8 protein-coding genes, 1 tRNA gene and 1 pseudogene are annotated in these 16,146 nt (G+C 39.0%); 4 read left to right on the top strand and 6 right to left on the bottom strand.

The genetic code is table 11. The features are described 5' to 3' along the window. From acsA to dnaE, 6 genes are all read right to left on the bottom strand, one after another. A complete protein-coding gene (gene acsA, locus ABJH90_RS06395) occupies positions 1–1,734 on the bottom strand; it encodes an acetate--CoA ligase (RefSeq protein WP_348137655.1) in 1,734 nt (577 codons plus the stop codon). A gap of 265 nt (positions 1,735–1,999) precedes the next feature. Further along, positions 2,000–3,103, bottom strand: coding sequence for a CapA family protein (locus tag ABJH90_RS06390; protein ID WP_348137653.1), 1,104 nt, complete (start codon positions 3,101–3,103; stop codon positions 2,000–2,002). 910 nt (positions 3,104–4,013) lie between these two features. After that, a tRNA-Asp gene (locus ABJH90_RS06385) sits at positions 4,014–4,090 on the bottom strand. Between the two features lie 73 nt (positions 4,091–4,163). Beyond that, on the bottom strand, positions 4,164–5,093 hold the full coding sequence (locus ABJH90_RS06380; RefSeq protein WP_348137651.1) for a DUF58 domain-containing protein: 930 nt from the start codon (positions 5,091–5,093) through the stop codon (positions 4,164–4,166). Positions 5,094–5,163: 70 nt separating this feature from the next. Continuing rightward, positions 5,164–5,481, bottom strand: coding sequence for a thioredoxin (gene trxA / locus ABJH90_RS06375; RefSeq protein WP_297703076.1), 318 nt, complete (start codon positions 5,479–5,481; stop codon positions 5,164–5,166). Between the two features lie 100 nt (positions 5,482–5,581). After that, entirely contained in the window at positions 5,582–9,967 is a 4,386-nt protein-coding gene (gene dnaE / locus ABJH90_RS06370; protein WP_348137649.1) for a DNA polymerase III subunit alpha, read from the bottom strand. A 156-nt stretch (positions 9,968–10,123) separates the two neighbouring features. Here dnaE and ABJH90_RS06365 point away from each other — a divergent pair, with 156 nt between their 5' ends. From ABJH90_RS06365 to ABJH90_RS06350, 4 genes and pseudogenes are all read left to right on the top strand, one after another. After that, complete coding sequence (locus ABJH90_RS06365) at positions 10,124–11,548, top strand: sulfatase (protein WP_348137647.1); 1,425 nt, start codon at positions 10,124–10,126, stop codon at positions 11,546–11,548. Between the two features lie 121 nt (positions 11,549–11,669). Continuing rightward, positions 11,670–12,206: pseudogene (locus ABJH90_RS06360) on the top strand (30S ribosomal protein S16); the annotation flags it as partial. Positions 12,207–12,498: 292 nt separating this feature from the next. Next, positions 12,499–13,026, top strand: a complete 528-nt coding sequence (gene rimM / locus ABJH90_RS06355; RefSeq protein ID WP_348137645.1) for a ribosome maturation factor RimM — start codon at positions 12,499–12,501, stop codon at positions 13,024–13,026. 92 nt (positions 13,027–13,118) lie between these two features. Next, entirely contained in the window at positions 13,119–16,088 is a 2,970-nt protein-coding gene (locus tag ABJH90_RS06350) for a PVC-type heme-binding CxxCH protein (protein ID WP_348137641.1), read from the top strand. The last annotated feature ends 58 nt before the right edge of the window (positions 16,089–16,146 follow it).

Here is a 16,146-nt window from a genome sequence, read left to right as displayed (position 1 = left end):
TTATTCCAATGTTGATTTGTCTCCTTCGGGTAATCCCAGTTCTCTCGCTTTTAATAATCGCCTCAGGATTTTGCCACTTTTTGTCTTGGGCAAACTGTCTGTAAATGTTATTTCTTTAGGAGCTACTGCCGGTCCTAATTTTTTACGTGTAAACCCTTTGATATCCAGTTTCGTTTTATCATTCCCTTCATACCCGGGTTTTAAAACTACAAAGGCCTTAACCAGTTCCCCTACAAGGGGGTCTGGTTTCCCTATGATAGCCGCTTCAGAAACTGCGGGGTGCTCCATTAATGTACTTTCCACTTCAAATGGCCCTACCATATGGCCAGATGTTTTGATAATGTCATCGGCCCTGCCCACGAACCAGAAATAGCCATCTTTATCTTTCTTTGCCAGATCGCCGGTAACATACCATTCTCCTTTAAAGCATTTCTTATAGCGTTCCTCCTCATCAAGATATGCCCTGAACATGGACGGCCATCCTATTTTTAGCAAAAGATGTCCTTGTTCCATGGGTTTTGATAAGAGATGTACTTCGTCCTCAACAATGTTTCCAATTGCAGCCTCGATTCCTGGTAATGGTTTGCCCATAGAACCCGGGCGTACTTCCATCGAAGAATAGTTTGAAATCATGATGCCACCGGTCTCCGTTTGCCACCAGTTATCGCAAATGGGCATTTCAAAAGTCTTTTTACCCCAAATTACTTCCTCTGCTTGCAAGGGTTCCCCAACACTATGTATTAGACGCAGGTTAGAAAGATCATACTTTTCCAATGGCTTAAAATCAAGGCGCATTAATCTGCGGATAGCCGTTGGAGCAGTATACCATACATTTACACGGTGTTCTTCAAGAATGGAATACCAGCGGGCTGCGTCGAACTCTTCTTCATCAACAATGTTGGTAACCCCATTGACCAGAGGAGCAATGATCCCATAAGAAGTTCCGGTAACCCATCCCGGATCTGCCGTACACCAGAATATATCCCCGGGTTGGAAGTCGAGAACATATTTTCCGGTAACGTAATGTGTAAGGACCGCTTGATGAACATGTAAAGCACCTTTTGGCATCCCGGTGGTGCCGCTTGTAAAATGCAATAAAGCAGGATCTTCCGGCTGCGTATTTTTGATTACATATTCATTTGGGACTTCATCCATTAATTGGGATAGGGACAAGACTTTAGCGTCCATATGTTGTTTTGCATCCGTCAATAAAATATACCGAAGCAAAGGAAGCCGATGCATCAATTGTTTTATTTTTGGCTGATATAGTTTTGTTGTAGTTATCAAAACCTTTGCTTTCCCTTTACTTAAACGTTGAAAAGCAGGTTCTGGTCCAAAAACTGAAAACATGGGACAAAATACCGCTCCGTTTTTTAGTGTCCCCAGTGCGGCAACATATAAGGAAGGAATTCTTCCTACAAGAGAAAAAATGCTATCGTTCTTTTTTATAGCCAGCTTTTCCAGAACATTTGCGAATCGGGAGGTCTGAATTTTTAAATCGGCATAGGTGAAATCTATAAACGATCTATCCTTCCGAATCCATCTAAGCGCAACCGTATTGGCAAGATCGCTATTGGCGTGCCTGTCCACTGCTTCGTGCGCGATATTGAGCCCGCCTCCCGGGAGCCTGTCTAAATATTTATATTCATTTTCCCATTTAAACCGACCACACAAAGAATCATAATCTGGCATATTTGGCGTTTTCTTCCGTGTTATGTATAAAGTGTCTTTCATGATAAGTGGAATCAAAAAACTATTATTTAGGCATCCAATATAGTTTGCAATTATTGGTTTTGTAATGATCTTTATCAGTGAGGGCACTTATTTTCAACTTATATTAAATGCTTTAAAAGCGGCTTTTCCGAGGAAGATGTTCTTATGGAAGGGGTGCTATTAGAAATATTTGTAGCCATGTCCTATGCGCCCAAAAAAAGCATAGTTTGGGTGGTAGTTCAAATCGTATAAACAGAAAATATTCTTTTTTGCTTTTAAAATAATATCAATTCCAAACCAGGGTCAAAGTATGCTCATTCGCCCATTCCACTTTGGTGCCAAACTTTTTTCCTTCCCGGTTCAATACTTTCTTTATCCAATTGCAATCCTCTTTATTGGGCTTGTTTATTTGTAATTTCCTGATTTGAGTGGGGACCATCATTAGCGAGACAAAATCTCCTTTTGTGCAATCCCACTTAATAAAATACATCAGGCCCAGATCACTGCGGTAAGATTCATGGCCACCGATTCCTTCATAATCATTCAGAAAATCTCCACAACCATATATTACGAGCTTGTTTTTATAAACTTCCAGCCCCTTGAAATGGTGTGAAGAATGGCCATGGATAATATCGACCCCAGCATGGTCAATCAGGTTATGTGCGAATCCCCTATGGGCTTCCTGAACTTCATAACCCCAATTGCCGCCCCAATGGATAGAGGCCACCACCAGGTCTCCCGGCCGTTTTATTTGTGTGATTTCCTTTTCGATCCATTTAATGGTCTCCATAGACAAATTAGTAAGTACATTCAGTCCCGGACGATGCTCAGTTGCTTTCCAATTATGTGGTATCCCGCTTGAGGATAAGCCAAAAGCGAAGACCAGAATCCTGCCCTTGCCCTTAACAGTTAAAATACACGGTGCTTTGGCATCGCTGTTATTCCTGCCAGCGCCGGCATATTTTATCTGTGCGCTCTCCAGCGTCTCCAGGGTGTCCAAAAGCCCTTTTTGGCCCCAGTCCAGTACATGATTGTTGGCTAAGACACAGCAATCTACATTGGCAATGTCCAGGCACGAAATATTTTTGGGGTGCATGCGATAATTTATGCCTTTGTTGAGGTAATCCTCACTACTGGTTATACTAGTCTCCAGGTTTATTATCCGGGCATCGGCTTCTTTCATGGCCCCTATGGCATACCCCCAGATGTAGGCAAAATCTACAGGACGTTCAATAGCCCCGTTTGCTTTTTCGGCAAGTTTTACATAGTCCTTCGCATTTTTTAAATAGGATTCGTAAAGCACCGGATCATTGGGATGGGGCAAAATCTGGTCTATGCCCCGACCGGTCATTACATCACCACAAAGAAACAGGGTAAGTGATTGATCCATCTTAAAATAGCATATAAAGAAGGATAAAAATAGACATTCAGGAAGAACCACAAAATGATTCAGATCATGGGATATGAAAGGTAATAAGGCACTTTTTGCCTAAATAATTTTCTCATATTACAGGGATAATGCTATGTGCAATCATTACTATAGCCGGTTTTAACAACATTCTTTTATTTAAAGGAATACAAAGGTCTATCTGCCATATTCAATAATTCCTTACCTAAAGAAGAAAACACAACGATATATTCAACTACCGAACACCGGGCAAACAAATTGGCGCAAAAGAATCCCAACCTATGACACTTGATAGATGCCTTTGATCTAGTAAATGAAAATGGTATGGAAACCAGGAATCAAAAGACCGCTTAAACTTTAGTAATCATAAACACTCTCTACGATTGAGACAATTAATATTATTGCTATCGTTCCTGCTACTGCTGTAATTAAGAAAGTCATATCAAATGGTTTTTAATATTTCTACAAAATTGATGCTACAATTAATTGAATCCTATGACTTAAATCATAGTTCATTAAAACACCAAAAAAGTCTACAAAGTGGACAAACACTTTTGACACTATGGACTAAATACAGAAGACGAGGTTCATTTAATTTAAAATATGGGAGATACTGAGTTTCACTCCTTACTTATCGAATTAAAAGAATGAGATAATTGGTAAAGGAGTGTTTAAATGCGGTAACAACTTAGATAGATATAGAAATGTTCCTAAGGCGATTTAATAGGCTAAGTAAAATGAATGTTAGGTAGCTGAGGCATTCGTTGTTATAAATTCAAAGTAACCCACTGTTGGCAAAACCGGCTATGTCTTTTATATCCTTCGCTCCCGGAGCAAGCGCCAAGTTTGGAAATAAAAAACCCCTCATACTATGTATGAAGGGTTTACTTTGTGGCGGTCTGGACGGGACTCGAACCCGCGACCCCCTGCGTGACAGGCAGGTATTCTAACCAACTGAACTACCAGACCGTGGCGTTTAGCGTGTGCAAATATACGTTGCTAAATGAATTCCACAAACAATTTTTTTAAAATTCCGTTCGGGCTATAAAAAATTTTGACGTTCTATCATAAATGTATTCAGCACCTTGGTAAAGGGTTCCCTGATATCTACTTCTACATATTTTATGCGGTACTGCGCACATTTTAGTTTTAAGTCATCTAAATATTCACTAATCCCGCTTTCATAGGCATCTTTAATAGTGTCCGCATAGAGATCTATATGGCTGCCAGTTTCTACATCAACAAACCTTTTTGGGGTATTCTCAAAGTTAAAATGTAATTCGGTTTCATTGTCCAGTAAATGGAATAAGACTACTTCATGCTTGTTGTATTTTAAATGCCGAAGTGCATCAAAAAGCTTCTCATCTGAGGTTGAGGTCTGGAACATATCCGTAAAAAGAAAAACAAGACTTCGCCTTTTTATCTTCTCCGCTATCTGATGTAAATAGGAATAGAGCTCCGTCTGTTTGGCCGGCTTTTTATCAAAGCTTATTTCACTTAGTTTGGCAAGTAACATTTGGTGATGCCTTTCACTCCCTTTCTCCGAAGTGTAAAAGGAATAGGTATCAGAAAATACACTTAGCCCTACGGCATCCCGCTGCTTTTTAAGGATATTCATTAAAGCAGCAATAGCAAGTACCCCAAACCCAATTTTATTTAAATTATTAATTGAAAGCTTCTGCATTTCCGGATAATACATGGAAGCTGAATTGTCCAATATCATATGGCATCTCAGATTGGTTTCTTCTTCATATCTCTTTGTATAAAGTTTGTCTGTCTTTGCAAACAATTTCCAATCTATGTGCTTTGTGCTCTCTCCGGTATTATATATTTTGTGTTCGGCAAATTCTGCAGAAAAACCGTGAAAGGGGCTTTTATGGATTCCGCTGATAAAACCTTCCACAATCTGATTCGCCAATAATTCAAGGTTTTGAAATAAAGGGGCGCTATGTAGTTCTGAACGCAAATCCATAGGACCAAGATAAACTAAAAAAGGTTTAGCAACTGCTAAACCTTTTCTAAAATAGAAGTTTCTTTTTTAATTAAAGAACCGCTTCAATTGCATCGGTATATACTTTTTTTGGAGATACTCCAACCTGTCTGGTCACTATTTCACCATCCTTAAATACAAGGACCGTTGGAATATTTCGCACCCCGTATTTTGCAGCAAATTCCTGATTGGTATCTACATCAACTTTACCTACTACAGCTTTACCTTCATATTCAGTACTTACCTCATCTATAATAGGTCCTACCATTCTACAGGGTCCGCACCATGCTGCCCAAAAATCTACCACTACGGGTTTGTCACTTTTTAAAACTACTTCGTCAAAAGTAGCATCGGTTATCTCTAAAGCCATATTGTTTTTGTTTTTAATTACGCAAATTTAGTCAATTATTCTACCTTTTCATTACTCCAATAGTATTCGTTTTTCTTATTACCCTATTGAAAAAGCTTATTTAATTTAATTTATAATGTACGTCCTTTTCTTCCAGAGTATGCAATAGTTCGCTGGTGATCTCTACTTTTTGCTTTCTGCTGGACAGGTTTACCTTAATTTCTTCGTTCATTTCGTATATAACAAAATTTAGCGGATGCTTACCCTTATAAGAGATAAGAGTATCTTTTAGATCGTGAATATTTTCTTCTTTGAGTTGGTCAATATTCAATTTTATCGTCAATTTTTTAGCAAAGTTTTCCATGGTATCCTGCAACAACATAAAGTTTACAAACTGTAACCGTGCATCTCCCTTTTTACCGGTTTCACGGTTTGTCCATCCTTCGCGGACAAATACCTTTACAAATACAAACGAATTAATCATAAAAAAGTGTCGGAATTTTAAATATTCTTCTCCAAAAATGCGAAACTCGAAGGTGTCTGTATAATCCTCCAGGGTAAATAAGGCCCATCCCTTACCATTTTTAGATACTCTGTGTTGCACATCCGTAATAACTCCGGCAAAGGAGAGCTCCCTGTTTATATAGTCTTCCAAATTATTAAAGAAAGAAACATTGGCATTGCAAAAGGCATTAATCTCTGATCTGAAATCATCCAGCGGATGTCCGGAGATATAAATACCAACTACTTCTTTTTCTCTTCTGAGTTTCTCCATTGTACCCCATTCATCACAAGGTGGTACTTCAGGTTCCGGAATCTGCACTTCACTGGTGTCGCCAAACAAGCTTACCTGAGATGAGTTTTCGCTTTCCTGAAATTTGGACCCGTATTTTATAACCATTTCAAGAAATGTATTTCCATCTCCTTCCCTGTGAAAATATTGTGCTCTGTGTGTGTCGCCAAATGAATCGAAACCGCCGGCCAGAGCAAGGTTTTCAAAAGCTTTTTTATTGGCTGCTCTCAAATCTATTCTTTTGGTTAAATCAAAAACCGATTTAAATGGCCCGTTCTCTTTCCTGTTTTCAACAATGGTCTCTACGGCTGAACGTCCTACTCCTTTTATAGCACCCATACCAAAACGGACCGCATTTTCCTTATTCACTGCAAATTTATAATAGGATTCGTTAACATCCGGACCCAGAACTTCCAGCCCCATTCGTTTACATTCTTCCATAAAAAAAGTAACCTGCTTAATGTCGTTCATATTGTTAGACAACACAGCAGCCATATATTCGGCCGGATAATGTGCTTTTAAATAGGCGGTTTGATAGGCGATATAAGCATAGCAGGTAGAATGACTTTTATTAAATGCATAGGAAGCAAAAGCTTCCCAGTCTTTCCAGATCTTCTCTAAAATTTCTCTTGGATGGCCATTTTTTTCACCCCCGTCAAGGAACTGTGGCTTAAGTTTTTGAAGCAGGGCAAATATTTTTTTGCCCATTGCCTTTCTGAGAACATCGGCGTCACCTTTAGAAAAACCAGCAAGTTTTTGTGATAATAGCATCACCTGTTCCTGATAAACAGTTATTCCGTAGGTTTCTTTAAGGTTTTCCTCCATAATCGGGAGGTCATAAGCTATTTCCTCCTCGCCATTCTTCCGCGCGATAAAACTGGGGATGTATTCCATTGGTCCCGGACGGTAGAGTGCATTCATGGCTATTAAGTCATCAAATACAGAAGGTTTCAGGTCTTTCAGGTGCTTCTGCATACCCACAGATTCATATTGAAATATCCCAACCGTATCCCCTCGCTGAAATAGCTCATAAGTGGCTGTATCATCCAGGGGAAATTCATCTGGATCTAATTGAATACCATGTTTGGCTTTTACAATTTTAACGGTATCTTTTATTAAGGTGAGGGTTTTCAGACCGAGGAAATCCATTTTCAATAAGCCTGCATTCTCAACCACAGAATTATCAAACTGGGTTACATAAAGGTCAGAATCCTTGGCAGTGGCAACGGGGACAAAATTCGTAATATCATCAGGAGTAATGATTACGCCACAAGCATGGATTCCCGTATTTCGTAAAGATCCTTCCAATACCCTGGCCATATTGACCGTTTGCGCCTCCAGGTCGTCACCTTCTGAAATATTGAGCAGACTATTCACTTTTTCCAATTCATCAGACCGAAACCGTTTTTTAAGATCAGCCTCGGGAACGCCAAATATTTTACTCAATTTGGACATATTAGGAATCAACTTCGCAATCCGGTCCGCATCATTTAATGGCAGGTCAAGAACTCTTGCAGTATCTCTGATAGATGATTTTGCAGCCATGGTGCCATAAGTGATAATCTGTGCTACCTGGTTAGCACCGTATTTATTGATTACATAATCCATGACTCTTCCGCGGCCTTCATCATCAAAGTCAATATCGATATCGGGCATTGAAACCCTATCAGGATTAAGGAAACGCTCAAATAGCAGGTCGTATTTCAGAGGGTCAATATTGGTTATCCAAAGGCAATAGGCTACCACAGAACCGGCGGCAGATCCTCTTCCGGGACCTACGGATACGTCCATATTTCTTGCTTCCCGAATAAAATCCTCCACAATCAAAAAATAGCCCGGATAGCCAGAATTCTCTACAGTTGTTAATTCAAAATCAATGCGCTCCTTAATTTCATCAGTAATCTCATCATATCTTTTTTTAGCCCCTTCATAAGTGATATGTCTTAGATAGGCATTTTCACCTCGTTTCCCACCATCTGCTTCATCCTCTTTAACCTTAAACTCAACTGGAATTTCAAATTCTGGTAAGAGTACATCCCTGGCCAGCTCAAAAGGTTCAATTTTGTTTACTACTTCCTGAATATTTAAAATAGATTCGGGAAGGTCTTTAAACAATTCTTTCATCTCAGCACCGCTCTTAAAGTAGTACTCCTGGTTGGGCAGTCCATACCTGTAACCGCGACCCCTGCCAATTGGGGTGGTCTGTTTCTCACCATCTTTAACACATAGTAAAATATCATGTGCATTTGCATCTTTCTTGGCACAATAATAAGTATTGTTGGTGGCTACTAATTTTACCTGATGTTTTTTGGCAAATTCAATTAATACTTTGTTAGCTCTTTCTTCATCTTCCTGGCCATGCCTCATTATTTCAAGATAGAAGTCATCTTTAAAAACAGATTTCCACCACAGTAACGATTCCTCAGCCTGATTTTCACCAATATTTAATATTTTGGAAGCCACTTCACCATAAAGGTTTCCGCTTAGGACAATGATATCGTCTTTGAATTGAGTTATAATACTTTTGTCAATTCTGGGAACATAGTAGAATCCATCGGTATAAGCAATAGAAGACATTTTTGCCAGATTGTGATAGCCGTTTTTATTTTTAGCCAGCAACACCATCTGATACCCATGATCCTTGACATTTTTATTTGAATGTTCATCACACACAAAAAATTCGCAACCAATAATAGGTTTTATAAAATTTCTTTGAATGTTGTCTTCATTTTCTGTTTCCTTAGCCGCAGCTTCTTCTACCATTTTGTTGTGGGCCTTAACCTCTTTCACAAAATGAAAAGCACCCATCATATTGGCGTGATCTGTCATTGCTACGGCAGACATTTTGTTTTCAGAAGCACTTGCAACAAGATCCTTTATTTTAATGGTAGACTGCAATACAGAAAATTGTGAATGGTTATGCAGATGAATAAATTCTGCATCTTCAAGCGACTTTATATTTTGGCTCAGGTCTTCCTCGGAAACATCTATTATATCTAATTTTTTCAGATGTTTGGCTATTTTTTCAGAGACCTTCTTTAAATTGATATGTTTTAAACCTATTAATTGAATTTCCTGCGGGTTGGCTTCGATAAATTTTTCAAAATAATCTGGTTGTACATCCAATTGTTCTTTGGTGTATTGCTTTCTCCTTACGAGTTCCAAAAAACATCGGGTAGTTGCTTCAACATCTGCTGTGGCGTTGTGCGCTTCTGCAAAGGGAGTTTTAAACAAATATTGATGAAGCTCAGTAAGAGTAGGAAGCTTAAATTTGCCGCCTCGTCCTCCCGGAAGTGCACAGAGCGTGGCCGTATGTTCCGTACATGTGTCCAGAACGGGCAATTCCCCTAATATCGTTTTTAGATCTGCCCGATAATATTCAGCCCCCATAATGTTAATATCAAAACCAACATTCTGACCGACTACAAATTTGGTTTTGGTTAGTGCGTCATTAAATTTTTCCAATACTTCGTCCAAAGGATGTCCATTCTCCTGCGCGAGTTCGGTGGAAATCCCATGAATTTTTTCGGCGTCATAGGGAATATTGAAGCCTTCTGGCTGAATCAGGAAGTCCTGCCGGTCTAATAAATTACCCAGTGCATCGTGCAATTGCCAGGCAATTTGAATGCTACGAGGCCAATTGTCAGTATCACTTACCGGAGCATCCCATCTTTTCGGAAGGCCAGTAGTTTCAGTATCAAAAATGAGGTACATATTAGTTTGGTTTCAGCGTAAAAAAAGTAGCTAAAAATAATCAAAAACAAAATTCATAAATAGCAGAGTTGTCACGAGTTATTAACGCCAAAGCAGATATTATTTTTTAAGTCTTTCGAGATATATATCTTTAAAACTACCAAAAGCTATATTAAAATGAATATTAGGATCAAATTGTCAAATTTACTAGTGATTTTGAGTGCATTGGTTTGCTCAACAGCTGTACAAAAAACCTTAGGTCAAGATAAGAATAATCGGCCACCCAACTTTATCATAATTTTTGCAGATGATCTTGGTTATGGGGATCTTGGGGTTTACGGCCATCCCACTATCCAAACACCTAACCTGGACCTGATGGCCTATGAGGGTCAAAAATGGACCAATTTTTATGCGGCGGCCAGTGTTTGTACTCCCAGCAGGGCAGCATTACTTACAGGAAGACTTACAGTAAGAAGTGGTATGTCTAGTAATAAAAGAAGAGTGCTCTATCCGAATTCCAGAAATGGTTTGCCCTCATCTGAAATCACCCTTGCCGAACAGCTCAAGCAGGTGGGTTATAAAACGGCCTGTATTGGAAAATGGCATTTAGGACATAAGCAGGAATACCTCCCAACCAACAATGGTTTTGATTATTACTATGGAATTCCATATTCCAATGACATGGATAAGGTAGTTGATATTCCCTATTGGGAGTATTGGAAACAACCCAATGAGGCCATTAAAACAAATCATTTTAATGTTCCATTAATGAGGAATACAGAGATCATAGAACGTCCGGCCAATCAGAATACCATTACCGGCAGATATACCAGTGAAACCATTTCATTTATAAAGAAAAACAAGGGAACCCCATTCTTTATTTATCTAGCACACAACTTACCCCATATTCCCTTATTTGTATCAAAAGAATTCAAAGGCAAAAGTAAGCGTGGTTTATACGGCGATGTATTAGAAGAGATTGACTATGGGGTTGGTAAAATAATTGCCACTTTAAAAGAAGAAGGCCTCGAAAATAACACAATAGTTGTCTTTACTTCCGATAATGGTCCCTGGCTCAGTTTTAAACTTAACGGGGGTAGTGCGGGAGTTTTAAGAGCCGGAAAAGGAACAACATGGGAAGGCGGTATGAGGGAACCCGGAATTTTCTGGGGACCGGGTTTAATTAAGCCGGGATTGATAAACGGCCTTGGTTCTACGATGGATCTTTTTACTACTTTTAGCAGTATGGCAGGTGCCAAAATTCCGGAAGACAGAATAATTGATGGGTACGATTTAAGTGAAACTTTGCTATATGGGAATCAAAGTCCCCGGAAGAAGCTTTTTTATTACAGGGGCACCGATCTTTATGCTGTTCGTTTAGGAGATTACAAGGCACATTTTATTACCCAGGGAGAATATGGCGAGTTTGGTAAAAAGGAGGTGCACAATCCTCCAATTTTATATAATTTAAGTACTGATCCGGAAGAGCGGTTTGATGTAGCTAATGAAAATCCGAATATCATTAAAGCGATTAATTCGCTTATTTCTGAACACAAATCAAAATTGGTAATAGGACAGGATCAATTGGTAGAAATAGAATAAAAGGAAATAGTTTAAAAGTATTGGTGGTTTATAGAAAACACTTATATTTGCACCCCATTTTATAGGGAAAAAATAAAGAATTAATAATCGAGGGTCGGGCACCCTGCAAAATTAATGTGATATGCCAGTTAGAATTAGATTACAAAGACACGGGAAAAAAGGAAAACCATTTTATTGGGTAGTAGCAGCAGATGCACGCTCAAAAAGAGATGGTAAGTTTCTTGAAAAGTTAGGGAGCTACAACCCGAACACCAATCCTGCTACCATTGAATTAAACATTGATAATTCTGTTCAATGGCTTGTAAACGGAGCTCAACCTTCAGATACTGCCAGAAGAATTTTATCTTATAAAGGTGTTTTATATAAGCATCACCTATTAGGTGGTGTTCGAAAAGGCGCTTTGACGGAAGAACAAGCAGAAGCAAAATTTAATGCATGGGTTGAAGAAAAAGCAAAGACTATTGCAAAGAAAGAGGCCGGATTAGATAAGGAAAAGGCTGATGCAAAAACTAAAGCTTTAGAAGCTGAAAAAGAAGTAAGCGAAAAACGAGCTTTAGCTGCTACAGAAGCATTAAATGAAGAGGCTGAAGCAGAAATAACTGAAGAAGCTATTGTTGTTACTGAAGAGGCTGGAGCTGAAGCGGAAGTAACTGAAGAAGCTAATGCTGTTACGGAAGAACCAGTAGTGGAGGAAGCTGCGAAAGAAGAGCCTGTAGCCGAAGAAGCTGCTGCCAAAGAAGTTGTTGAGGAAACTGCTCCTGTAGTTGAAGAAACTGCTCCGGTGGCTGAAGAAGCTATTGCCGAAGAGAAAGTCGAGGAAGCTACTCCTGCTGTTGAAGAAGAAGTTGCCAAAGAGGCTGCTCCTGCTAAAGCAGAAGATGCTGCTGCCGAAGGAGACACTGAAGAAAAGCCTGCTGCTTCTGAAAAGAAAAAATAATTTTTAAAGCGAGATGCAAAAGGAAGATTGTTTCTACCTGGGCAAGATCGTTTCAAAACATAGTTTTAAGGGTGAGGTACTTGTTAAACTCGATACCGATGAGCCCGAAATATACGAAAACATGGAATCAGTTTTTGTTTCATTAGGAAACAATCTGGTTCCATTTTTTATTGAAAAGTGTTATTTGCATAAATCGAATCTGCTCCGTATTCGATTTGAAGACATTTCCTCTGAGACCGATGCAGATCGTATCATAGGGTCTCATTTGTATCTTCCCTTAGAATTCCTGCCCAAACTTTCGGGAAACAAATTCTATTATCATGAAATTATAGGGTTTGAGGTCATCGATAGCCAATACGGAAATATTGGAATTATTACAGCAGTAAATGATTCTGTTTCCCAGGCGCTTTTTGAGGTAAAAAAGGATGATAAGGAACTTCTGATCCCAGTAGCTGATAATATTATTGACAAAGTTGACAGGGCCAATAAAACTCTTTATGTAACTACCCCTGAAGGCTTGGTAGACCTTTATCTTTCCTAGTTCTTTCAATTGAGATTAGAAAGGCATTCTACCCTTTAAGTTCTTTCTTTTTTTTCTATCTTTCATAATCCTTTTTTATTTTGGGTAGAAAAATGAATATCAGAACTGTTTTATATTTTTTGGCGGCTATCGCTTTGTTTTTAAACTGCACAACTAAACATTCAGAATCCATTGAAAGTTTTAAAATACACCCTGATTTTAAAATTGAATTAGTTGCTTCTGAACCATTAGTTTATGACCCGGTGGACATGCAGTTCTCTCCCAACGGTAATACGTATGTTTTAGAAATGCCCGGATACCCTCTGCGGGATGAACAAAGCCGGATTATTCTTTTGAAAGATACTGATGATGATGGGTTCTATGATGAAAGGAAAGTCTACGCGGACAGCCTGGGAGTAGCTTCCTCTTTTATGTTTTATAAAGGTGGTTTCCTGGTTGCCTCCCCACCGCATCTTATTTGGATTTCGGACCAGGACTTTGATGGGTTGGCCGACGAACGAGTTCATATTATGGATGGATTTAGCAATGAGAATCTTCAGCATAATTTTAATGGATTGACTTATGGATTGGACAACTGGATCTATACGGCAAATGGGGGAAACTCAGGAAAACCTTATTTTTTCTCTAAACCTGATTCTATTCTAAATTTAAGAGGTGGCGATCTCCGTCTGGATTTGGAAAATGAAATTGCTGAAAGGGTAGGGGAATCTTCAGGGGGATTTAAAATTACTTTTGACGAATGGGGTCGATTGTACGAAACTCATAACCTGGAACATGTTTCTCAATTGATATTTGAGGATCGTTATTTTCAAAATTTACCTGTTACTCCTAGCCATGCATTAACAAATATCTCCGATCATGATGAAAACGGTTTGTCTAGAATTTACCCCATTGGTGAGCAGGAAACCAGGGTGAATCACCCTGAGCAATCCGGGTATTTTTCAGGAGCATGTGGAATTACATTTTATGGGGGAGGAATTTTTCCCGAAGATTTTGATTCGTCTTTATTGGTGGCTGATTGCGTTCTAAATCTCGTTCATATGGACCTATTAACGGAAAACGACGCAGCTTCCAAAGCAAGCAGAGTTGGAGATAAAACCGAATTTTTGGCATCCAGTGATAGGGCATTCAGACCCGTTAATATGACTGTGGGCCCGGATGGGTCTCTTTATGTTTTAGATATGCACAGGGAAGTCATTGAGCATCCTGAATGGATTCCGGATGATATTGAGGCCGGATTGGATTTAAATGCGGGGAGAAACAAAGGAAGAATCTACCGTATTACCGGAATCCAATATAATTATGACAAACCAAAAGATCTGGAAAATTTCAGTGAAATAGAACTTGTAACGGCCTTGGGGAACAAAAACCAATGGATAAGGAAGACAGCTCAGCAACGACTCGTAACCCAAAAGAACTATAAATCAGTTCCTTTAATTGCAACACAATTGGACAGCACTCAAAATCCTTTGGCAAGAATCCATAGTTTATGGACACTTGAGGGTCTGGGTAGTCTAAATAACAAACAATTAATGAAGGCTTTAAATGATCCTTATAGCCCTATTGCCGAAAATGCCTTGAAAATTCTAGAGGCAAGACCAGAAGAAATTGACAAGTTTATGGAATCATTGCTGGGTTTATCACTGGCAAATAATCCACGCCTTAGAATGCAGGCTGCTCTTACCCTCAGTACTATCTCAGATTCTTTATATTTTGCACATAGGGGTCAAATTGCGTCCTTAATGAAAAAGGCATTAAGAGAGACTCAATCAGATCAATGGAATAGAATGGCAATGTCATTTGCATTAAGCAGACAGGCCAGCAGTTTTGTAGGTGAAGAATTAACTTATAACCAGGTGCTAACAGAAGACCAAAAGCAAGTGCTGGAAATTTTGACCGGAATAATTGGAAAAGAAATGGATGGTCTGAGTATCAAATCGGTTCTGGATGGGATCTATAAAAGTAATATACAAAAATCTTTAAAAGCCGAACTTATTGAATCACTTTCCAAAGGATACATTCAGAGGGTAGATCAATTGGCAGACAAAGACAGTAAGAATTCAATCATACAGGCTTTGAGAAATCTGGAAAATATCAATGACCTCGGAATAATAAAAGCCACTGGAGAACTCCGCCTGGCCATGGGATTCCCTTCTTCTAAAAAGATCAATGAAATAATGGCGAAATCCCAGAAGGATATTTTAGCACAAAAGGGGAGTATAGATGAGCAATTGTTACAATTAAAATTAATTGGCTTGTCTGATTTCGAAAACAGGGCTGCTTTACTTTACAAACTGCTTGATAGCAAAAGGCCTATGGTTTTGCAAAGGGAATCCCTTAAACAATTATGGAATTCTAACGAAAAAGAAGTGGGGCCAAGACTTTTAAGTATGTGGAATTTTTTAGCTCCGGAAGCCAGAAAGCACGCAACCGATATTCTGTTATATAAATCTTTTAATCATGATGCACTTCTAACCGCCATGGAAGATGGTACGGTAAACCTCGGTGAATTTAATCTTGATCTGGAACGCAGGAGAGTGTTATTGTTTTCTGATGATGAAGATATTCGAAAACGAGCAGAGGCGTTGTTTTCAGATAGTGGAGTTGTTCAAAGGAAACAGGTAATATTAGAAATGCAACCTGCTTTAGCTCTAAATGGAGATTCAGAAAAGGGAAGTATTGTATTTCAAAATTTATGTTCAAGTTGCCATATTTATGGAAGTACAGGCAATGAAGTAGGTCCTGTTTTAACCGAAATAAGCAGAAAAAGTAAGGAGTCCCTGATTCATGAAATTCTGGACCCTAATGCCGCCGTGGATACCCGATATTTAAACTACAAAGTAGTCACGGCTGGTGGAAGTATCTATTTTGGACTTGTCAGTAATGAAACAGATACAGAACTTACTTTAAAAATGACAGGTGGGGAAGAAGTAATTATTCCAAAAAATACAATTGAAGTCTTTATGTCTACCGGAAAATCTCTAATGCCGGAAGGACTGGAAGCAGGAATAGATAAACAGGACATGGCTGATTTGCTGGCATTTCTGCAACAAGCGCAATAAAGAATATAAACTTAAAGTTTCGTAGTTTCTTCCTATATGGAGGTTAAAAGTTATACAC

The organism is Eudoraea sp. (genome assembly GCF_039969275.1).
Lineage (GTDB): Bacteria > Bacteroidota > Bacteroidia > Flavobacteriales > Flavobacteriaceae > Eudoraea.
Note: the sequence above shows the minus strand (reverse complement) of the source record. Positions and strands in the feature narration are given on the sequence as shown.